We start from the raw sequence: 21902 nt of genomic DNA, 5'->3' as shown, positions 1-21902 counted from the left end.
GCCGAACGTGCTCGAGACCCTCGTCGCGGGCGCGCTCGAGGACGCCGCAGCCCGTCGCCTCGACCGCCCGTACTCGGACGTCGAACGCGACCTCGACCGGGTCGCGTCACCGCTCGACGCCCTCGACTTCCTGGCACCGGGTGACCGCGTCAAGGTCCTCGCCGAGGTCAAGCGCGCCAGCCCGTCACGCGGGTCCATGGCGCCCATCGCCGACCCGGCAGCCCTCGCCGCCGAGTACGAGCGCGGTGGCGCGTCCGCCATCAGCGTGCTGACCGAGGGACGCAAGTTCCTCGGCACCCTCGCCGACCTCGAAGCCGTGAAGGCCCGCGTCACCGTCCCGGTGCTCCGCAAGGACTTCATCGCCGACCCGTACCAGGTGATCGAGGCCCGGGCGTCCGGGGCCGACATCGTGCTGCTCATCGTCGCGGCGCTCGACCAGCGGCAGCTGACCGAGCTGCACGGCCTCGCCGAAGAACTCGGAATGCGGGTCCTCGTCGAGGCGCACTCCGCAGACGAGGTCTCCCGCGGCCTGGACGCCGGCGCCCGGATCCTCGGGATCAACGCCCGCGACCTCACCGACTTCTCGCTCGACCGCGACCTCTTCGGGTCCCTCGCCGACCGGATCCCCACCGGGGTCGTCCGTGTCGCCGAGTCCGCCGTGTCCGGTCCCGCCGACGTCGCCCACTACCGTGCAGCCGGGGCCGACGTCGTCCTGGTGGGGGAAGCGCTCGTCACCGGCGCCGACCCCGCAGCAGCCCTCGCGTCGTTCCTCGACGCCTGACATCCCGTCCGGCCCCGCGCCGGACAGATCCGTCCGGCACCGTCCGGACTCGTCTGGAGCACCATCGTGACCTCACTCCGCGACCTCCACGGCCCGTACTTCGGCGACTTCGGCGGACGGTTCGTCCCCGAGTCCCTCGTGCTGGCGCTCGACGAGCTCGAAGCCGCGTTCCGCGAAGCCTGGGCGGACCCGGCCTTCCACGAGGAACTCGACGCCCTGCAGCGCGACTACACCGGCCGGCCGTCGATCATCACCGAGGTGCCGCGGTTCGCCAAGCACGCCGGTGGTGCCCGGGTGATCCTCAAGCGCGAGGACCTCAACCACACCGGCTCGCACAAGATCAACAACGTGCTCGGCCAGGCCCTCGTGGCGAAGCGGCTCGGCAAGACCCGCCTGATCGCCGAGACGGGTGCCGGGCAGCACGGCGTCGCCACCGCGACCGCCGCAGCGCTGTTCGGGATGGACTGCGTCGTCTACATGGGCGCCGTCGACACCGACCGCCAGGCGCTCAACGTCGCCAGGATGCGGCTGCTCGGCGCCGAGGTGATCCCGGTCGAGACCGGCTCGAAGACCCTCAAGGACGCCATCAACGACGCGCTCCGGGACTGGGTCGCGAACGTCGACTCGACGCACTACCTGCTCGGCACGGTCGCCGGACCGCACCCGTTCCCCGAGATGGTCCGCGAGTTCCACAAGGTCATCGGCGTCGAGGCCCGCCAGCAGGTCCTGGACCTGGTCGGTCGGCTGCCCGACGCCGTCGCCGCGTGCGTCGGCGGTGGCTCGAACGCGATGGGCATCTTCGAGGCCTTCCTCGACGACGAGTCCGTCCGGCTGCTCGGCTACGAGGCCGGCGGCGACGGCGTCGAGACCGGTCGGCACGCGGCGAGCATCACGCTCGGGCGCTCCGGCGTCCTGCAGGGCGCGAAGTCGTACCTGATGCAGGACGAGGACGGCCAGACCATCGAGAGCCACAGCATCTCGGCCGGCCTCGACTACCCGAGCGTCGGCCCGGAGCACGCGTACCTGGCGTCGATCGGCCGTGCGCAGTACGAGCCGATCACGGACACCGAGGCGATGGAGGCCTTCCGGCTGCTCAGCCGCACCGAGGGCATCATCCCCGCGATCGAGTCGTCGCACGCCCTGGCGGGCGCGATGAAGCTCGGCAAGGAACTCGGACCGGAGGGCGTGATCCTGGTGAACCTGTCCGGGCGCGGTGACAAGGACGTCGCCTCCGCCAGCCGGTACTTCGGCATCCTCGACGAGAGCGCGGTGCAGCTGTGAGCACGACGAACCCCACCCCGACCCGGACGGTCGCGTCGACCATCGACACCGCCAACGCCGACCGCGCCGGTGCCGTCATCGGCTACCTGCCCGCCGGCTACCCGGACGTGCAGACCAGCGTCGACGCCGCGGTGGCACTCGCCGAGAACGGTGTCGACGTCATCGAGCTCGGCCTGCCGTACTCCGACCCGGTGATGGACGGCCCGGTCATCCAGCGCGCGGCCGAGGAGTCCCTGGCGAACGGCTTCCGTGTCGCGCAGGTCTTCGACGCGGTCAACCAGATCACCGAGCGCGCGGACGTCCCGGTGCTCGTGATGACCTACTGGAACCCGGTGCTCCGCTACGGCGTCGACCGGTTCGCCGACGACCTCGTCGCCGCAGGGGCTTCCGGGCTCATCACGCCGGACCTCATCCCGGACGAGGCACGAGAGTGGATGGACGCCTCCGAGCGCACCGGCCTCGACCGCGTGTTCCTGGCTGCGCCGTCGTCCTCGGACGCCCGGATGCACCAGGCCGTCGAGGCGAGCCGCGGCTTCGTGTACGCCGTCTCGACGATGGGCGTGACCGGGGCGCGTGCCGGGGTCGACTCGGCCGCGCGCACGGTGGTCTCGCGTCTCCGTGACGCCGGGGTCGCCCGCACCTGCGTCGGGCTCGGCATCTCCACCGCCGAGCAGGTCGCCGAGGTCCTCGACTACGCCGACGGAGCGATCGTGGGGTCCGCGTTCGTGCGGGCCCTCGCCGACCTCGGCGTCACCGGGGTCGGGCAGCGTGCGGCGGACCTGACGACGGGCGCACAGCGGCGCTGACGCGGGGCGCTCCGGTTGCGCCTTCGGCGCGTCCCACCCGTCGCATCACGGTTTCCACAGACAGCCCTCGCCCGTTCCTGACCACCGGGCCACCCGCGCTACAGTGATCCGGGGCCGAAGCACCGTGATCACCCGTCCCCGCCCGGCCGCAATGAAAGGCACCGCACCTCCATGCCCCTCCTGAGCATCCCGAGCCCGAGCACGGCCTGGCAGTACTTCGACCTGACGGCCTGGCTCCGTGACGTGTTCGGTTGGTCGCTGCCCCTGGACTTCCGCATCCACGCCTACGCCATCTGCATCCTCCTCGGGATCGTCGCCGCCGTCATCGTGACGAACCGTCGCCTGAACGCCCGCGGCGTCGAGCGCTGGATCATCATCGACATCGCGATCTGGGCCGTCCCCGCCGGCATCATCGGCGGACGCCTGTTCCACGTGTTCACCCACGTCAGCGACTACTTCGGCCCCGGCATCGACCCGTGGTCGTTCCTCTACATCTGGGAGGGCGGCCTGGCGATCTTCGGGGCGCTCATCCTCGGTTCGGTCGGCGCCTACATCGGCTGCCGCCAGGTCGGCCTGCGCTTCACCGCGTTCCTCGACGCCGTCGCCCCGGCGATGCTGCTCGCCCAGGCGTTCGGCCGTCTCGGCAACTACTTCAACCACGAGCTCTTCGGCATGCCGACGAGCCTGCCGTGGGGGCTGCAGATCGAGTCGTCGAACGCGGCGTACCCGACCGGGCTGCCCGAGGGCACGCTGTTCCACCCGACGTTCCTCTACGAGATCATCTGGAACGTCCTCGGCTTCGTCGTGATCATCCTGCTCGACCGCAAGTTCACCCTGCAGTGGGGCCGCGTCCTCGCGCTCTACCTGATCTGGTACGGCGTCGGCCGCTCCTTCCTCGAGTCGATCCGCGTCGACACCAGCGAGACCTTCTTCGGCATCCGCACCAACGTCTGGGCCGCGTTCGCCGCGATCGTCCTCGGCGTGATCATCTTCTGGGTGCAGTCGAAGCGGCACACCGGCAAGGAGCCGAGCCCCTACCGGCCCGGTCGCGAGCCCGCCTCGAAGTCGGATGTAGACTCGGACGACACCTACTCGGAGCACGGTGAGGACGCACCCCTCGTCACCGGTTCCGGTCCGGTCGCCACAGCAGTCGACCGGTCCTGAGTGCGCACGCCGTCGGGCCACCCCCTGACGGCGAGCACGGGCACCAGTCCCGCCCGGCTCCGGGCGGAACGCATCGTCGGGCCACCGCTGTCCCTGTTCCACTTCCTCGTGAGGACGGTTCCCCATGGCGCTCCTGCCACCCCAGTACTCCTCCACCCCGGGCGCACTCCGGCCGGCGCACCAGCGGTTCTCCGCGGTGCCCGGAGCCACCGGGATGTACGACCCGGCGAACGAGAAGGACGCCTGCGGTCTCGCCATGGTGGCGACCCTGCGCGGGACGGCCGGCCACGACATCGTCGACGCCGCGCTCGGAGCGCTGCGCAACCTGGAGCACCGCGGCGCCGTCGGCTCGGACGCCGGCACCGGTGACGGGGCCGGCATCCTCTGCCAGGTCCCGGACGAGTTCTTCCGTGCCGAGGCGCCGTTCCCGCTGCCGGCAGCGGGGGAGTACGCCGTCGGGACCGCGTACCTGCCCGTCGACGCCGACGACCGCGCGGCCGTGAAGACCGCGGTCGAAGCGGTCGCCGCCGACGAGGGCCTCCGTGTCCTCGGCTGGCGCGAGGTCCCGGTGCGGCCCGAGGTCCTCGGCACGCTCGCCCGTGCGGCGATGCCCGCGTTCGAGCAGCTCTTCGTGGCGTCCACCCGACACGACGAACAGGGCGACGCCTGGCGTGGGATCTCCCTCGACCGCCAGACCTTCCGGCTCCGCAAGCGCGTCGAGCGCGAGCACGAGATCTACTTCATGTCGCTCTCGAGCCGCACCATGGTCTACAAGGGCATGGTCACGACGCTCCAGCTCGAACCGTTCTACCCCGACCTCAGCGACGACCGGTTCGCGTCGAAGCTCGCGATCGTGCACTCGCGGTACTCCACGAACACGTTCCCGTCGTGGCCCCTCGCGCAGCCGTTCCGCACGCTCGCACACAACGGCGAGATCAACACCGTCCGCGGCAACCGCAACTGGATGCGCGCCCGCCAGTCGCAGCTCGAGAGCGAACTGCTCGGCGACATGGCGCCGCTGCTGCCGATCGTCAGCCCTGGTGCCAGTGACTCCGCGTCGTTCGACGAGACCCTCGAACTCCTCACCCTGACCGGCCGGTCGCTCCCGCACGCGGTGTCGATGATGGTGCCGGAGGCCTGGGAGAACCAGGTCGACATGGACCCGGGGCTCCGGGCGTTCTACGAGTACCACTCCATGCTCATGGAGCCGTGGGACGGCCCCGCCGCGATCACGTTCACCGACGGGTCGCTCGTCGGTGCCACGCTCGACCGCAACGGCCTGCGTCCCGGCCGCTTCCTCGTCACCGACGACGGCCTCATCGTGATGGGGTCGGAGACCGGCGTCATCGACGTGCCCGCGTCCAAGGTCGTCCGCAAGGGGCGCCTGCGTCCCGGGCGGATGTTCCTGGTGGACACCGAGGCCGGCCGCATCATCGAGGACGACGAGGTCAAGGCCGGCCTGGCGTCGTCCGGTCCTTGGGGCGACTGGCTCGACGCGGGCCGGATCAACCTGCGTGACCTGCCGGAGCGCGAGCACATCGTGCACACCCCGGCGTCGGTGACGCGTCGGCAGCGCGCGTTCGGGTACACCGAGGAAGAGGTCCGCATCCTCCTCCGCCCGATGGCGCAGACCGGTGCCGAGCCCCTCGGCGCGATGGGATCGGACACCCCGATCGCCGTGCTGTCCGAGCGTCCCCGGCTGCTCTTCGACTACTTCACGCAGCAGTTCGCCCAGGTGACGAACCCGCCGCTCGACTCCATCCGCGAGCAGGTCATCACCTCGATGGGGATGGGTCTCGGTCCCGAGCGCAACCTGCTCGACGCCGGCCCCGAGCACGCGAAGCAGATCGTGCTCGACTTCCCGGTCATCGACAACGACCAGCTCGCCAAGGTCCAGCACTTCGAGACCGAGTCCGGTCGGCACCTCACGGTGACGATCAAGGGGCTCTATCGTGTCGACGCCGGCGAACAGGCCATGGAGCAGCGCATCCAGGCGGTCTGCGACGAGGTCGACGAGGCGATCGAGTCCGGCAAGCAGTTCATCGTGCTCTCCGACCGCGACGGCAACGCCGAGAACGCGCCGGTCCCGAGCCTCCTGCTCCTCGCCGCGGTGCACCACCACCTGATCCGTACCGAGCAGCGCATGAAGGTCGGGCTCATCGTCGAGGCCGGCGACGTGCGCGAGGTCCACCACGTCGCGACCCTGATCGGGTACGGCGCCTCGGCGATCAACCCGTACCTGGCCATGGAGACCTGCGAGAACCTGGTCCGCCAGGGCATGATCTCCGGGATCACGCCGGAGCAGGCCGTCAAGAACGTGATCAAGGCGCTCGGCAAGGGCGTGCTGAAGATCATGTCGAAGATGGGCATCTCGACGGTGTCCAGCTACGCGGGCGCCCAGGCCTTCGAGGCCGTCGGGCTCTCGCAGGCGTTCGTCGACAGGTACTTCACCGGTACGTCGTCGATCCTCGGCGGCGTCGACATCGACGTCATCGCGAAGGAGAACGCCGAGCGTCACGTGCAGGCCTACCCGCAGGACGGTTCGGTGCTCGCGCACGAGCGCCTGCAGACCGGCGGCGAGTACCAGTGGCGTCGCGAGGGTCCGCCGCACCTGTTCAACCCGGACACCGTGTTCCGTCTGCAGCACGCCACACGCGCGCGCCGGTACGACATCTTCAAGGAGTACTCGAGCGCGGTCGACGACCAGTCCGAGGCGCTCATGACGCTCCGCGGCCTGTTCCGGTTCAAGCACGGCGACCGGAAGCCCGTCTCGCTGGAGGACGTCGAGCCGATCGAGTCCATCGTGAAGCGGTTCAACACGGGTGCGATGTCCTACGGCTCGATCTCGAAGGAAGCCCACGAGACGCTCGCGATCGCGATGAACCGGCTCGGCGGGCGGTCGAACACGGGTGAGGGCGGCGAGGACGTCGATCGTCTGCTCGACCCCGAGCGCCGTAGCGCGATCAAGCAGGTCGCGTCCGGCCGCTTCGGCGTCACGAGCATGTACCTGACCCACGCCACCGACATCCAGCTGAAGATGGCGCAGGGCGCGAAGCCGGGCGAGGGCGGACAGCTGCCCCCGCAGAAGGTGTACCCCTGGGTCGCCCGCACCCGCCACGCCACCGCGGGCGTCGGGCTCATCTCGCCGCCGCCGCACCACGACATCTACTCCATCGAGGACCTCAAGCAGCTGATCTTCGACGTCAAGCGCGCCAACCCGTCGGCGCGGGTGCACGTCAAGCTCGTCAGCCAGTCCGGCATCGGTGCGGTCGCGGCCGGTGTCACGAAGGCCCTCGCCGACGTCGTGCTGGTCTCCGGCCACGACGGCGGAACCGGCGCGTCGCCGCTGAACTCGCTGAAGCACGCGGGCACCCCGTGGGAGATCGGTCTCGCCGAGACGCAGCAGACCCTGATGCTGAACGGCATGCGGGACCGCGTCGTGGTGCAGGTCGACGGGCAGATGAAGACCGGCCGTGACGTCGTGGTCGCCGCGCTCCTCGGAGCAGAGGAGTACGGCTTCGCCACCGCGCCGCTCGTGGTCGAGGGCTGCATCCTGATGCGCGTCTGCCACCTGGACACGTGCCCGGTCGGTGTCGCGACGCAGAACCCCGAGCTCCGCAAGCGCTTCTCCGGCAAGCCCGAGTTCGTCGTGAACTTCTTCGAGTTCATCGCGCAGGAGGTCCGCGAGATCCTCGCCGAGCTCGGGTTCCGCACCCTCGACGAGGCGATCGGTCGCGCCGACGCCCTCGACGTCGACCGTGCGGTCGAGCACTGGAAGGCATCTGGACTCGACCTCGAGCCCGTGCTCACCGGCCCGGACTTCTCCGCGGAGGAACCGCGCCGACACCACCGCGAGCAGGACCACGAGCTCGAGCAGCACTTCGACGTGCAGCTCATCCACCAGGCGTCCGACGTCCTCGAGCACGGCGGCACGCTCACGCTCGACCTGCCGATCCGCAACACGGAGCGCGCGGTGGGCACGATGCTCGGCCACGAGGTCACCCTGCGCCACGGCGAGAACGGCCTGCCCGCCGGGTCGATCGACATCACGCTGCGGGGTTCCGCCGGCCAGTCGCTCGGCGCGTTCCTGCCGGCCGGCATCACGCTCCGCCTGATCGGCGACAGCAACGACTACGTCGGCAAGGGGCTCTCCGGCGGCGACATCGTCGTGCGTCCGACCGAGACGAGCGGCTTCGAGCCGTCGGAGAACGTCATCGCCGGCAACGTCATCGGCTACGGCGCGACCCAGGGCAGCATGTTCATCCGCGGCATCGTGGGGGAGCGCTTCCTGGTCCGGAACTCCGGGGCCACCGCGGTGGTCGAAGGCGTCGGCGACCACGCGCTCGAGTACATGACGGGCGGGCTGGCGCTCATCCTCGGGGAGACCGGGCGGAACCTCGGCGCCGGGATGTCCGGCGGCACCGCGTACGTCCGTGGGCTCCGGACCGAGCACGTCAACCAGGACTCGCTCGGCAGCGGGGAGCTCCGGCTCGAGGAGCTCGACAGCGCCGACGTGGAGATCGTCACGGACCTGCTCCAGCGGCACGCCGCCGAGACCGGGTCGACGGTCGCCGCCGACCTGCTCGAGTCCGGCGACCTGTCCGAGTTCGTCAAGGTGCTGCCGCGCGACTACGCGGCGGTGCTCGAGACCCGCAAGCGGGCCCTCGACGAGGGTCTCGACCCCGACGGCGACGTCGTGTGGAACCGCATCATGGAGGTGACGGGTGGCTGACCCCGTGACGCGTGTGGAACCGGCTGTGCACATCAACTCCGTGGAGGTAACAGGTGGCTGACCCCAAGGGATTCCTCAAGGTCCAGGAGCGCGAACTCCCCAAGCGCCGGCCCGTCCCGGTGCGGCTCATGGACTGGAAAGAGGTCTACGAGCAGCAGGAGTCCGGCCAGCTCAAGCGTCAGGCCGGCCGCTGTATGGACTGCGGCGTGCCGTTCTGTCACCAGGGCTGCCCGCTCGGCAACCTGATCCCGGAGTGGAACGACCTCACGTGGCGCGGCGAGGGCCGCCAGGCGATCGAACGCCTGCACGCGACGAACAACTTCCCCGAGTTCACGGGTCGGCTCTGCCCCGCCCCCTGCGAGTCCTCCTGCGTGCTGGGGATCAACCAGCCGCCGGTGACCATCAAGCAGGTCGAGGTCTCGATCATCGACGAGGCGTTCCAGAAGGGCTGGGTCACCCCGCACCCGCCGGAGCGCCTGACCGGCAAGACCGTCGCCGTCGTCGGCTCCGGGCCCGCCGGGCTCGCCGCCGCGCAGCAGCTGACCCGCGCCGGCCACACCGTCGCGGTGTACGAGCGCGACGACCGGATCGGTGGGCTCCTGCGCTACGGGATCCCGGACTTCAAGATGGAGAAGCGCCAGATCGACGCGCGACTCGCGCAGATGCAGGCCGAGGGCACCCGCTTCCGGGCCGGCGTCGAGATCGGCCGGGACATCGCGTGGGACGACCTCAAGTCCCGCTACGACGCGGTCGTCGTCGCCACCGGCGCCACCGTCCCGCGTGACCTGCCGATCCCGGGGCGCGACCTCGAGGGTGTGCACTTCGCGATGGAGTACCTCGTCCAGCAGAACCGGGCGGGCGCCGGCACCGTGGTCGACAACCAGATCACCGCCGAGGGCAAGCACGTCGTCGTGATCGGGGGCGGTGACACCGGGGCGGACTGCATCGGCACCGCGCACCGCCAGGGTGCGCTCAGCGTCACGAACCTGGCGATCGGCAAGCAGCCGCCGCTCGAGCGCCCGGACACGCAGCCGTGGCCGATGTTCCCGACGGTGTTCGAGATCACGAGCGCCCACGAGGAGGGCGGGGAGCGCAGCTTCCTCGCCTCGACGGTGGAGTTCCTCGCGAACGAGGCCGGCGAGGTCCGCGCGCTCCGTGTCGCGGAGACCGAGTACCTCGACGGCCGTCGCGTCCCGAAGGCCGGCACCGAGCGCGAGATCCCCGCGGACCTCGTCCTCATCGCGATGGGCTTCACCGGCCCGGAGACCGACACGCTCGAGCCGCAGCTCGGGCTCCCGGTCACCGCCTCGGGTGCCGTCTCCCGCCAGGCCGACTACACGACGAACGAGCCTGGTGTCTTCGTCGCCGGCGACGCCGGTCGTGGCCAGTCCCTGATCGTCTGGGCGATCGCGGAGGGCCGTGCGGCCGCCGCGAAGGTCGACGAGTACCTGGAGGGCACGACGATGCTGCCCGCCCCGGTGAAGGCGACCGACCGGGCGATCTCCATCTGATGCCCACCACACGGTGAGCAGGAGGCCACCAGCACTCGATAGGGTGCTGGTGGCCTCTCTTCGTATCTGCGAAGCCCCACGCACGACCAAGCAGCAGCCGCAAGCCCCACAACCACCACACGAAGGAATCCATTGAGACGCGCAAAGATCGTTTCGACCCTCGGACCGGCCACCTCGGACTACGAGACCGTCAAGGAGATCATCGAGGCGGGTGTCGACGTCGCTCGACTCAACCTCAGCCACGGTGACTACAGCGTCCACGAGGCCAACTACGAGAACGTCCGCCGCGCCGCCGCGGACCTCGGCAAGCCCGTCGCGATCCTCGTCGACCTGCAGGGTCCGAAGATCCGCCTCGCGAAGTTCGCCGACGGCCCCCACGACCTCGCCGTCGGCGACGTGTTCACCATCACCACCGAGGACGTCCCCGGCTCGAAGGAGATCTGCGGGACGACCTTCAAGGGTCTGCCCCAGGACGTCAAGCCCGGCGACCCGCTGCTCATCGACGACGGCCGGGTCCGCCTCCGCGTGCTCGACACCGACGGCGTGCGCGTCCGGACCGAGGTCGTCGTCGGCGGCACCGTCTCGAACAACAAGGGCATCAACCTGCCCGGCGTCGCCGTCAACGTCCCCGCGCTGAGCGAGAAGGACGAAGCCGACCTGCGCTGGGGCATCCGCCAGGGCGCCGACCTCATCGCGCTCTCGTTCGTGCGGAACGCCTCCGACGTCGTCCGCGCGCACGAGATCATGGACGAAGAGGGCAAGCGCCTGCCGGTCATCGCGAAGATCGAGAAGCCGCAGGCCGTCGACGCGCTCGAGGAGATCATCGACGCCTTCGACTCGATCATGGTCGCCCGCGGTGACCTCGGTGTCGAGCTCCCGCTCGAGGCCGTCCCGATCGTGCAGAAGCGCGCCGTCGAGCTGGCCCGCCGGATGGCCAAGCCGGTCATCGTCGCCACCCAGATGCTCGAGTCGATGATCTCGTCGCCGATCCCGACCCGCGCCGAGACGTCCGACGTCGCGAACGCGGTCCTCGACGGCGCGGACGCGGTCATGCTCTCCGGCGAGACCAGCGTCGGCGAGTACCCGGTGCAGACCGTCCGCACCATGGCCCGCATCGTCGAGTCGACGGAGGACCACGGCCTCGAGCGCATCGCGCCGCTCGGCACCAAGCCGCGCACCCTCGGCGGAGCGATCACGCTCGCCGCGGTCGAGATCGCCGAGTTCACCGAGGCGTCCTACCTCTGCGTGTTCACCGAGTCCGGGGACTCGGCGCGCCGCATGTCGCGCCTCCGCCACGGCCTGCCGATCATCGCGTTCACGCCGAACGAGGCCACCCGCCGCCGCATGGCGCTGACGTGGGGCGTCCGCTCGTTCCTCGTCCCGCGCATGAAGCACACCGACGAGCTCTTCGGCCAGGTGGACGACGTCCTCATCCACAACGGCCTGGCCTCGCCCGGCGACCGCGTCATCGTCACGGCCGGCTCGCCTCCCGGACTCGAGGGCTCGACGAACGACCTCCGCGTGCACCGCGTCGGAGACGCGCACGCCGAGGCGGCGCCGGCGTACGTTCGGGACTAGACCCGACCGTCCCAGCATGGTGACAGGGCGCAGACGGGAGGCTCGGTGCAGGTTCTGCAGACGGCCTCCGGTCCGCGCCCTGTCGCGTCCGCAAGCCCCCATCCCGTCGACAGGAGACGACCGTGGTGCGTGAGCCCAGCCTCCAGGCCGAGCAGACCAGGCGTCCTGCGGACGTGCGCCGGTGGCGTCGCTACCTGGCGGACGAGCGCGCCGAGGCGGCCGTGTACCGCAACCTCGCGGCGCGCCGGTCCGGCGAGGAACGCGAGATCCTGACGGCCCTGGCCGAGGCGGAGGGGCGCCACGAGCAGCACTGGACCGACCTGCTCGGCGCCGACGTCGGCCGCCCGCTCCGGGGGAGCCTGCGCACCCGGGTGCTGGCCGCGCTCGCGAAGCGCTTCGGGTCGGTGTTCGTGCTCGCGCTGATGCAGCGAGCGGAGGACCGGTCGCCGTACGCCGACGACGCCGACGCGACCGCGACGATGGCCGCCGACGAACGCATCCACGGCGAGGTCGTCCGCGGCCTGGCGAACCGGGGCCGGATGCGGCTCTCCGGGACGTTCCGGGCGGCCGTCTTCGGGGCGAACGACGGCCTCGTGTCGAACCTCGCGCTCATCATCGGCATCAGCGCATCCGGGGCGGATCGGCACTTCGTGCTGCTCAGCGGCATCGCGGGACTCCTCGCCGGGGCGCTGTCGATGGGTGCGGGGGAGTACGTGTCCGTGCGGTCGCAGCGCGAGCTCCTCGAGGCGTCGGCACCGCACCCGGAGGCCGGTGAGGCGGTCGCGGACCTCGACGTCGACGCGAACGAGCTCGCGCTGGTCTACCGGGCCAGGGGCATGCCCGAGGCCGAGGCGGATGCCCACGCACAAGAGGTCCTCGCCGGGCTCGGCACCGGTCCGGACACCCGACCGACCCGGGTCGTCGACGACCACGAGGCCGTCGGCAACGGGATGAGCGCGGCCGTCTCGAGCTTCTGCTTCTTCGCGTCCGGGGCGATCATCCCGGTGCTGCCGTACCTGTTCGGCCTGGACGGCTGGGCCGCGATCGGCGTCGCCGCCGTGCTCGTCGGCATCGCGCTGCTCGGCACGGGCGCGGTGGTCGGCGTGCTGAGCGGGGCGTCGCCGCTCCGCCGGGCGCTCCGGCAGCTGGCGATCGGGTTCGGTGCCGCGGTCGTGACGTACCTGCTCGGACTGCTGTTCGGGACCGGCGCCGCGTAGGCGGCGCGCCGGTTCAGCGGCGGACGGCCGCGCGGGGCGGGAGCAGGAGCAGTGCTCCGGCACCGACGACGATGAGCGCGATCCCGGCGAAGACCATGAACACGGTCAGCGCCAGGCCCGGCGCGACGAGGACCGCGACCCCGCCGAGGATCGACAGCACACCGCTCACCAGGGACGGGACGCGGGACGAGCCCGGGTGGCCGACCAAGGCGCCGACGATGGCCGCGATCCCCTCGATCAGGAAGCCGACGCCCGCGAGCACCGCGTAGACGACGAGCGGGACGACCGGGTCGAGGAGCGTGACGAGGCCCGCGATCGCGACGAGCGCGCCGACGACCCCGGACGTCCACCGCCACACGGGCGGGGTGCCGTGTCCGCGCACCGATGCGACGACCCGGAGGACGCCGGCGACGACGAGGTACACGCCGAAGAGGAGTGCGACGACCACGAGCGACGGTCGCGGCCAGACGATGGCGACGACGCCGAGTGCGATGGCGACGACCGCGGTGACGATGACGAACACCCGGAACGTGCGGACGGCACGGGAATCCACGAGCACTCCTCCCTGATCTGGACTGCTGGTCGCCCCGAACGCTACCCGGCGAACGGCCCGGCGTCCGTGCAACCGGATGCAACCCCCGTGCTCGTACCGTCGGGCGCAGGCGCGCGGACCGTGCGCCACGACAGCGTCGTCGAAAGGGCACCACCATGACCATCGCACCATCGCCCACCACCTACGCCGCACCCGGCGAGGAGGGTGCACTCGTCTCGTTCCGCTCGCGCTACGACCACTTCATCGGCGGCGAGTACGTGCCGCCGGCCGGTGGCCAGTACTTCGAGAACCCGACACCCGTGACCGGCAAGGTCTTCACCGAGGTCGCCCGCGGCGACTCGTCCGACGTCGACCGCGCGGTGCAGGCGGCGTGGAAGGCGTTCCCGGCCTGGGGGAAGACCAGCGTCACGGAGCGCGCGAACATCCTGAACCGGATCGCGGACCGGATGGAGCAGAACCTGGAGCTCCTCGCCGTCGCCGAGACGTGGGAGAACGGCAAGCCGATCCGGGAGACCCTCGGGGCGGACATCCCGCTCGCGATCGACCACTTCCGCTACTTCGCGGGAGCCATCCGCGCACAGGAGGGCTCGACGGGGGAGATCGACCACGACACCGTGGCCTACCACTTCCACGAACCGCTCGGCGTCGTCGCGCAGATCATCCCGTGGAACTTCCCGATCCTGATGGCGGTGTGGAAGCTCGCGCCGGCCCTCGCCGCGGGCAACTGCGTCGTGCTGAAGCCGGCGGAGCAGACACCGGCGTCGATCCACGTGCTCGTCGAACTCATCCAGGACCTGATCCCGGCCGGCGTCCTCAACGTCGTGAACGGCTTCGGCTTCGAGGTCGGGGCGCCGCTCGCACAGCACCCGGACGTCCGGAAGGTCGCCTTCACCGGTGAGACCACCACCGGCCGGCTGATCATGCAGTACGCCTCGCAGAACCTGATCCCGGTGACGCTCGAGCTCGGCGGCAAGAGCCCGAACGTCTTCTTCGCCGACGTCGCGCAGGAGAAGGACGCCTTCTACGACAAGGCACTCGAGGGCTTCGCGTTCTTCAACCTCAACCAGGGCGAGGTCTGCACCTGCCCGTCGCGGGCGCTCGTGGCGAAGGAGATCTACGACGGGTTCGTCGCCGACGGACTCGAACGCGTCCGAGCAGTCAAGCAGGGACACCCCCTCGACATCTCGACGATGATCGGTGCGCAGGCGTCCAACGACCAGCTCGAGAAGATCCTGAGCTACATCGACATCGGCAAGCAGGAGGGCGCGAAGCTGCTCACCGGTGGTGAACGCGCCGACCTCGGCGGTGAGCTCTCCGGCGGGTACTACGTCACGCCGACGGTGTTCGAGGGCGACAACGCGATGCGGATCTTCCAGGAGGAGATCTTCGGGCCGGTGCTCGCGCTGACGAGCTTCAGCGGGTACGACGACGCGATCGCCATCGCCAACGACACGCTCTACGGCCTCGGCGCCGGTGTCTGGAGCCGTGAGGCCACGACGCTCTACCGCGCCGGGCGGGACATCCAGGCGGGCCGCGTGTGGGAGAACACCTACCACCAGTACCCGGCCGGTGCGGCATTCGGCGGGTACAAGCAGTCCGGCGTCGGACGGGAGAACCACAAGATGATGCTCGACCACTACCAGCAGACCAAGAACCTGCTGGTGTCCTACGCAGAGGGACCGATGGGGTTCTTCTGATGCCGCAACCCGAGCGCGTCGCGGTGACGCCGGCGGCGGGGGAGCTCCTGCGCTCCCTCGCCGCCCGGCACGGACCGCTGATGTTCCACCAGTCGGGCGGCTGCTGCGACGGCTCCAGCCCGATGTGCTACCCCGTCGGGATGTTCGTGACCGGGTCCGGGGACGTGCTCCTCGGCGCCCTGGAGGTCGAGGGCATCGACCCCGTCGAGGTGTACATGTCCCGCTCCCAGTTCGAGTACTGGAAGTACACGCACCTGACCATCGACGTCGTGGACGGACGGGGCGGCGGGTTCTCGCTCGAGGTCCCGGAGGGCAAGCGCTTCCTGACCCGCTCGCGGATGTTCACCGACCAGGAACTGGAGGAGCTCGGCCTGGTCCCGGCGGCCGGGCGGACGTAGGCTGACCGCACCCGGCGCGACGACGCGACGGGCGGACCCGAGGACGGAGGACGCATGCGCGCACCCCGACCCGGATCCGTCCGTCCGCTCGTCGCCGCGTCGTGGCGGCGCTCCGCGCGCGTCGACCCGGACGGCGTCCCGCGACTGACGCTCGGGACCGACGAACTCGACGCCGCTCGCCGCGACGGCCCCATCGCGGCGCTGCTCCCGGTCGTCCGCCGGCTGCTGCTCGACGACTCCCGGGCGGCTGGCTGCGTCGTCGCGGTCGGGGACGCCGCCGGCCGGCTCGTCTTCGTCGACGGCGCGCGCTCGGCTCGCCGGGCAGCCGAGGACATGGGGTTCGTCCCGGGCGCCGACTGGTCGGAGGACCACGTGGGGACGAGCGCCCCCGGCACCGCGCTCCGCATCGACCGTCCCGTGCAGATCCGCCGCGAGGAGCACTACGCCACCGCCGTGAAGCCGTGGTCCTGCACCGCCGTGCCCGTGCACGACCCGACCGGCCGGGTGGTCGGGGTGGTCGACGTCACCGGCGACGAGCGCGCCGTCGAACGGCACACCCTGCCGCTGTTGACCGCCACCGTCGCCGCGGCCGAGGCGGAGCTCGCCCTCGCGGCCCTCCGGGCACCCGCCGTCGCGCCGGCCGCGGCGCCGGCCGTCACCGGCGACGCCGAACTCGTGCTGCTCGGTGCCGACACCGCGACCCTCCGCGTCGACGGTCGCGCGGTCGCGCTCTCCGCCCGGCACTCCGAGATCCTGGCGGTCCTGGCGACCGCACCCGGCGGGTTCCCGGCGGCGGACCTCGCCGGAGCGGTGTACGGCGACCCCGGGGCCACCGTCACGCTCCGTGCGGAGGTGGTGCGGCTCCGTCGCGTCCTGGCGGCCGCCGCCCCCGGCGTGACGCTGACGTCCCGCCCGTACCGGCTGCGCGGCGTGCGCACCGACGTCGACGGCGTGCTCGCGGCGCTCGACCGTGGATCGCGCCTTCAGGCGGTCAGCCGGTACCCGGGACCCGTCCTGCCGGGGTCCGACGCACCGGGCGTCGACGCGCTCCGCGACCTGGTCCGCGTGCGGTTCCGGGAGGCCGTCGTGACGGACGGGTCGGCGGAGGCGCTGCTGGCCTGGGCACGGACGCCGGACGGGGCCGCCGACGCCCGCGTGCTGCGCGCGTTGCTCCGGACGCTGCCGCCGCGGTCGCCGCGTCGGGCCGGGGTGGTGGCGGCCGTCGAGGCGCTCGAAGGGGTGTGACCGGCTGGTAGTCTGGCCGTCTCGCGAGTGTGGTGGAATCGGCAGACACGGGGCACTCAAAATGCTCTGCCTCACGGCGTGCGGGTTCAAGTCCCGCCACTCGTACACAGGCTTCCTTGCGAAGCAGCACTTCCTTCGTCTAGTAGGCTTTCGGTCGTGAGTGACTCAGAAGCAACTGCAACCGCACCCCGTCGCGTCGTCGTCGCCGAGGACGAGTCGCTCATCCGTCTCGACATCGTCGAGATCCTGCGTGACAACGGATTCGACGTCGTCGGCGAAGCGGGTGACGGCGAGACCGCCGTGCAGCTCGCCACCGACCTGCGTCCCGACCTCGTCATCATGGACGTCAAGATGCCCCAGCTCGACGGCATCTCGGCCGCCGAGAAGCTCTCGAAGAACCACATCGCGCCGGTCGTCCTCCTCACGGCGTTCAGCCAGAAGGAACTCGTCGAGCGCGCGACCGAGGCCGGAGCGCTCGCGTACGTCGTGAAGCCCTTCACCCCGAACGACCTGCTCCCCGCGATCGAGATCGCTCTCTCGCGGCACCAGCAGATCATCACCCTCGAGGCCGAGGTCGCCGACCTGGTCGAGCGCTTCGAGACCCGCAAGCTCGTCGACCGTGCCAAGGGTCTGCTCAACGAGAAGATGGGCCTCACCGAGCCCGAGGCGTTCCGTTGGATCCAGAAGGCCTCGATGGACCGCCGCCTGACCATGCACGACGTCGCCAAGGCGATCATCGAGCAGCTCAGCGCCAAGAAGTAGTCGCTCACACCGCACGCTCGTCGAGACGCCGCTGAACCCGGCGGCGTTTCGCGTATCCGGCGGCGTTTCGTGTCTCCGGCGGCGTCGCGGGGCCGTGGAGCCGACCATCTGCGAAGGTGGAGCCGTGAACGACGTGGTGATCCGAGCCTCCCGTCCGTCCGACATGCCAGCGGTGGCCGACCTGCGGTGGCGGTGGAGCATCGAGGAGGACGGCCGGCAGGCCGTGCAGACGCCGGACGAGTACCGGCGCGCGATGAAGGACTTCGCCACCACGCACCCGGAGTCGCACCGGTGCGTCGTCGCCGAGCGCGACGGCGTCGTGCTCGGGATGGCGTGGCTGGCGCTGCACCCACGGCCACCGGCGCCGCACGTGCCGAGAGGCCGGATCGCCGCTGAGCTGCAGACCGTCTACGTTCACCCAGACCTGCGTGGTCTGGGCATCGCCGGTCGACTCGTCGAGCGGTTGTTGGAGATCGCGGACGAACTCGGGGCCGAACGGACCAGCGTCCACTCGAGCGTGGACGGCGAACGGCTCTACCGACGGCTCGGGTTCGGCGACGCCCGGCTGCTGTTGCAGCGCCCACCGGAGGACTGAACCGGAGGGTTCAGCCGCGTGCGGGGAGCTGCTGGAGCGTCCACGCGTTCTCGTCCGGGTCGGTGAAGAAGACGAACCGGCCCCAGGCGAGCTCGTCGACGCCGACCGCGTTCACGCCGAGGCCCTGCAGGTGCGCGAGTGCCTCGTCGGCGTCGGGGACGACGACCTGGATCGACTTCAGTGATCCGGGCAGCACGTCGGGCGACATGATGCCCTGGCCGAACGCGATCGAGCACGCGGATCCGGGCGGGGTGGCCTGCACGAAGCGGAGCTCGTCCGAGACGCGCTGGTCGTGGTCGATGCTGAAGCCGATCCGTTCGTAGAACTCGCGGGCACGGTCGACGTCGCTGACGGGGACCATGATGAGTTCGATCTTCCAGTCCATGGCGGACTCCCTGCGTCGGAGCGGCCGGTCAGCGCCGCTCGCGGATCATGTTCGTGATGCGCACCGTGGAGCAGCGTCGCCCCTGCTCGTCGGTGAGGACGATCTCGTGGGTCGTCAGCGTGTTGCCGAGGTGGATCGCGGTGCACGTGCCGGTGACGATGCCGCTGGTGGCGCTCCGCGAGTGCGAGGCGTTCAGCTCGATGCCGACCGCGTACCGACCCGGTCCGGCGTGCACGTTCGCGGCCATCGAGCCGAGGCTCTCGGCCAGGACGACGTACGCGCCACCGTGCAGCAGTCCGACCGGCTGGCGGTTGCCCTCGACCGGGATGGTGCCGACCGCACGGTCCGCGGAGAGCTCCGTGATGACCATGCCCATCTTGTCGGCGAGCTCGCCCATGCCGCGGTTCGCGAGGCGTTCGTCGACGGGGCCGGTGGTGGTCGCTTCGTCGGTCACGCGCTGGGACTCCCGTGTCGGATGGCGTCGGTAGGCTGTCCGGGTGTCGGACTCCGCAAAGCCTACCCTCATGGTCATCGACGGCCACTCGCTCGCCTTCCGGGCCTTCTACGCCCTGCCGGTGGACAGCTTCGTGAACCGTGACGGGCAGCACACGAACGCCATCCACGGCTTCATCTCGATGCTGCTGATGCTCCTCACCCGCGAGAAGCCCACGCACCTGGCGGTCGCGTTCGACATCTCCCGCTTCTCCTTCCGCACCCGCGAGTACGAGGACTACAAGGGCACCCGCTCCGAGACGCCGGCCGAGTTCAAGGGCCAGATCCCGCTCCTGCAGCAAGCACTCGAGGCGATGGGCATCACGACCGTCACGAAAGAGGACTACGAGGCCGACGACATCCTCGCGACGCTGTCCTCGCAGGGTGCGGCGCAGGGCTACCAGGTCTACGTGGTGTCCGGCGACCGCGACTCCATCCAGCTCGTCAACGACGACGTCACGCTGCTCTACCCGTCGGTCCGCGGTGTCTCCGAGCTGACCCGCTACGACCGCGACAAGGTCTACGAGCGCTACGGCATCGAACCGCACCAGTACCCGGACATCGCGGCGCTCGTCGGCGAGACCAGTGACAACCTGATCGGCATCGACAAGGTCGGCGAGAAGACCGCCGTCAAGTGGATCACCCAGTACGGCTCCCTCGACGGCGTGCTCGAGCACGCCGACGAGATCAAGGGCGTCGTCGGCAACAACCTGCGCGAGCAGAAGGACCGGGCGATCCGCAACCGCAAGCTGAACCGCCTCGTCACGGACGTCGAGCTGCCGGTCGGCCCCGCGGACGTCGCACTCCGTCCCCTCGACGAAGCCGCCGTGCGCGAGCTCTTCGCGAAGCTGCAGTTCCGGACGCTGCTCGACCGCGTGTTCAAGGTCGCGGGCACGGGCGAACCGAGCGACGCCGCTGCGGTCGAGGGCGGCATCGAGGACGCCGGTGTCACCCCGCCGCCCGTCAAGACCCTCATCGACGAGGAACTCGGCTACTGGCTGGAGCGCAAGAACGCCGCAGCGGCCGAGAACGGGTACGGCGTCGCGGTCGAGGTGATCGACGGTCGCCTCAGCGCCATCGGCATCGCGACCCACGACGACGCCGTGCTGGTGCCGGGCGGCAGTGGTGCGAAGGACTACGAGCAGCTCAGCGCCTGGTTCGCGTCCGACGCCCCGAAGCACTTCCACGACGCCAAGGCCGCGATCAAGGCGCTCGGCACCGTCGGCATCACGGTGAACGGCGTCGCCGGCGACGCCCGCATCATGGGCTGGCTCGCGAACCCCGGCAAGCAGGGCCAGCCCCTCACCGATCTCGTCTACCAAGAACTCGGTGAAGAGCTCCCGACGGCGGACCCGAACCAGCTCGTCCCCGAGACCGACCCCGTGAACGTCGGCGTGCACGCCTGGTACGTCCTGCGCGTGACGACGGCGCTCCGGGCCAGGATCGACGCCGGCTCGTTGGGTGTCCTCGACGACATCGAGCTCCCGCTCGTGTCGGTCCTCGCCGACATGGAGACCACTGGTGTCGGCATCGACCGGCCGGTGCTCACGAACCTCTCGAAGGAGCTCGGCGAACGCGCAGCCGACCTCGCGCAGCAGGCCTTCGCCGAGATCGGCCACGAGGTCAACCTCGGGTCGCCGAAGCAGCTGCAGGAAGTGCTCTTCACCGAGCTCGCGATGCCGAAGACCCGCAAGACCAAGACGGGCTTCTCGACCGACGCCGCCAGTCTCGCGGACCTGCAGGAACAGCACCCGCACCCGTTCCTCGGGCTGCTGCTGCAGCACCGTGACGCCACGAAGCTCCGGCAGATCGTCGACACGCTCGACGCCGCGGTCGTCGACGGCCGCATCCACACCCGCTACGAGCAGACCGGCAGCAGCACCGGCCGCATCTCCTCGACCGACCCGAACCTGCAGAACATCCCCGTGAAGACCGCCGTCGGTCGTCGGGTCCGGTCCGCGTTCGCCGTCGCCGAGCCCTACACGACGCTCCTCACCGCGGACTACTCGCAGATCGAGATGCGGATCATGGCGCACCTCTCCGGCGACCCGGGGCTGATCCAGGCCTTCAACGAAGGAGAGGACCTGCACCGCTTCGTCGGCGCCCGGGTGTTCGGCGTCGAGCCGGCGGACGTCAGCCCGGAGATGCGCACGAAGGTCAAGGCGATGTCGTACGGCCTCGCGTACGGGCTCAGCGCGTTCGGCCTGTCCAAGCAACTCCGCATCGAGCAGAGCGAAGCCCGCACGCTGATGACCGAGTACTTCGCCCGGTTCGGCGCGGTGCGGGACTACCTCCGCAACGTGGTCGAGCAGGCCCGTGAGGACGGCTACACCGAGACGATCTTCGGTCGTCGTCGTCCCTTCCCGGACCTGAAGAGCCCGAACCGGGTGCTGCGCGAGAACGCCGAGCGTGCTGCGCTGAACGCGCCGATCCAGGGCTCGGCCGCCGACATCATGAAGATCGCGATGCTCGGCGTCGCGGCCGATCTGCGCGACGGCGAGATGGGCACGCGGCTGCTGCTCCAGGTGCACGACGAACTCATCCTCGAGGTCGCCCCGGGGGAGCAGGACCGCGTCGAGGAGATCCTGCGTGCCCGGATGGGTGGCGCGGCCGACCTCACCGTCCCGCTCGACGTGTCCGTCGGCTCCGGCCCCAACTGGGAGGCCGCCGCTCACTGACGGCCCGGTGCGCCGGGCGCACACCGA

Annotated in this window: 17 protein-coding genes and 1 tRNA gene; 15 read left to right on the top strand and 3 right to left on the bottom strand. The window is 70.6% G+C overall.

Features of this window, described 5'->3' with window-relative positions; all coding sequences use genetic code 11:
- The first annotated feature begins 7 nt into the window (after window positions 1-7).
- From trpC to ACIPJY_RS03145, 8 genes are all read left to right on the top strand, one after another.
- Window positions 8-781, top strand: a complete 774-nt coding sequence (gene trpC / locus ACIPJY_RS03180) for an indole-3-glycerol phosphate synthase TrpC (RefSeq protein ID WP_400460871.1) — start codon at window positions 8-10, stop codon at window positions 779-781.
- Window positions 782-847: 66 nt separating this feature from the next.
- The gene (trpB, locus tag ACIPJY_RS03175) at window positions 848-2062 is read left to right on the top strand and encodes a tryptophan synthase subunit beta (protein WP_400459548.1); all 1215 of its coding nucleotides are present in this window, start codon (window positions 848-850) and stop codon (window positions 2060-2062) included.
- Entirely contained in the window at window positions 2059-2868 is an 810-nt protein-coding gene (gene trpA / locus ACIPJY_RS03170; protein WP_400459551.1) for a tryptophan synthase subunit alpha, read from the top strand. The genes trpB and trpA overlap by 4 nt, the downstream gene beginning before the upstream one ends.
- Before the next feature lie 171 nt (window positions 2869-3039).
- Window positions 3040-4032, top strand: coding sequence for a prolipoprotein diacylglyceryl transferase (gene lgt, locus ACIPJY_RS03165; RefSeq protein WP_400459554.1), 993 nt, complete (start codon window positions 3040-3042; stop codon window positions 4030-4032).
- 124 nt (window positions 4033-4156) lie between these two features.
- Window positions 4157-8764 carry a glutamate synthase large subunit gene (gene gltB / locus ACIPJY_RS03160; RefSeq protein WP_400459557.1) on the top strand — a complete coding sequence of 1536 codons (4608 nt, stop codon included), beginning with the start codon at window positions 4157-4159 and terminating at the stop codon, window positions 8762-8764.
- A 53-nt stretch (window positions 8765-8817) separates the two neighbouring features.
- Window positions 8818-10275: a glutamate synthase subunit beta gene (locus ACIPJY_RS03155; protein WP_400459560.1), complete on the top strand. Its 1458-nt coding sequence runs from the start codon at window positions 8818-8820 to the stop codon at window positions 10273-10275.
- Window positions 10276-10407: 132 nt separating this feature from the next.
- A complete protein-coding gene (gene pyk / locus ACIPJY_RS03150; RefSeq protein WP_123653542.1) occupies window positions 10408-11853 on the top strand; it encodes a pyruvate kinase in 1446 nt (481 codons plus the stop codon).
- Window positions 11854-11978: 125 nt separating this feature from the next.
- A complete protein-coding gene (locus ACIPJY_RS03145) occupies window positions 11979-13070 on the top strand; it encodes a VIT1/CCC1 transporter family protein (protein WP_400460873.1) in 1092 nt (363 codons plus the stop codon).
- Between the two features lie 13 nt (window positions 13071-13083).
- Here ACIPJY_RS03145 and ACIPJY_RS03140 read toward each other — a convergent pair whose 3' ends face one another.
- Window positions 13084-13623 carry an HdeD family acid-resistance protein gene (locus ACIPJY_RS03140; RefSeq protein ID WP_400459563.1) on the bottom strand — a complete coding sequence of 180 codons (540 nt, stop codon included), beginning with the start codon at window positions 13621-13623 and terminating at the stop codon, window positions 13084-13086.
- Between the two features lie 155 nt (window positions 13624-13778).
- Between ACIPJY_RS03140 and ACIPJY_RS03135 the strand changes: the two genes are divergently transcribed.
- The 6 genes from ACIPJY_RS03135 (at window position 13779) to ACIPJY_RS03110 (ending at window position 18320) form a co-directional block, all read left to right on the top strand.
- The gene (locus ACIPJY_RS03135; protein WP_400459566.1) at window positions 13779-15320 is read left to right on the top strand and encodes an aldehyde dehydrogenase family protein; all 1542 of its coding nucleotides are present in this window, start codon (window positions 13779-13781) and stop codon (window positions 15318-15320) included.
- The gene (locus tag ACIPJY_RS03130) at window positions 15320-15718 is read left to right on the top strand and encodes a DUF779 domain-containing protein (protein WP_400459569.1); all 399 of its coding nucleotides are present in this window, start codon (window positions 15320-15322) and stop codon (window positions 15716-15718) included. The genes ACIPJY_RS03135 and ACIPJY_RS03130 overlap by 1 nt, the downstream gene beginning before the upstream one ends.
- Window positions 15719-15772: 54 nt before the next feature.
- A complete protein-coding gene (locus tag ACIPJY_RS03125; RefSeq protein WP_400459571.1) occupies window positions 15773-16963 on the top strand; it encodes a GAF domain-containing protein in 1191 nt (396 codons plus the stop codon).
- Between the two features lie 23 nt (window positions 16964-16986).
- Window positions 16987-17068 (top strand) — tRNA-Leu (locus ACIPJY_RS03120).
- Between the two features lie 51 nt (window positions 17069-17119).
- On the top strand, window positions 17120-17725 hold the full coding sequence (locus ACIPJY_RS03115; RefSeq protein ID WP_144758275.1) for an ANTAR domain-containing response regulator: 606 nt from the start codon (window positions 17120-17122) through the stop codon (window positions 17723-17725).
- Between the two features lie 124 nt (window positions 17726-17849).
- Window positions 17850-18320, top strand: coding sequence for a GNAT family N-acetyltransferase (locus tag ACIPJY_RS03110; protein ID WP_400459574.1), 471 nt, complete (start codon window positions 17850-17852; stop codon window positions 18318-18320).
- Between the two features lie 10 nt (window positions 18321-18330).
- Here ACIPJY_RS03110 and ACIPJY_RS03105 read toward each other — a convergent pair whose 3' ends face one another.
- Both ACIPJY_RS03105 and ACIPJY_RS03100 read right to left on the bottom strand, forming a co-directional pair.
- Window positions 18331-18705: a VOC family protein gene (locus tag ACIPJY_RS03105; protein ID WP_400459577.1), complete on the bottom strand. Its 375-nt coding sequence runs from the start codon at window positions 18703-18705 to the stop codon at window positions 18331-18333.
- Between the two features lie 28 nt (window positions 18706-18733).
- Window positions 18734-19102: a PaaI family thioesterase gene (locus ACIPJY_RS03100; protein ID WP_400460875.1), complete on the bottom strand. Its 369-nt coding sequence runs from the start codon at window positions 19100-19102 to the stop codon at window positions 18734-18736.
- 127 nt (window positions 19103-19229) lie between these two features.
- Between ACIPJY_RS03100 and polA the strand changes: the two genes are divergently transcribed.
- Complete coding sequence (gene polA / locus ACIPJY_RS03095) at window positions 19230-21875, top strand: DNA polymerase I (RefSeq protein ID WP_400459580.1); 2646 nt, start codon at window positions 19230-19232, stop codon at window positions 21873-21875.
- Window positions 21876-21902: the final 27 nt, after the last annotated feature.

Source organism: Curtobacterium sp. NPDC090223, assembly GCF_044746585.1.
Lineage (GTDB): Bacteria > Actinomycetota > Actinomycetes > Actinomycetales > Microbacteriaceae > Curtobacterium.
The sequence above is the reverse complement of the archived record's forward strand: the minus strand, read 5'-3'. Positions and strand labels throughout refer to the sequence as shown.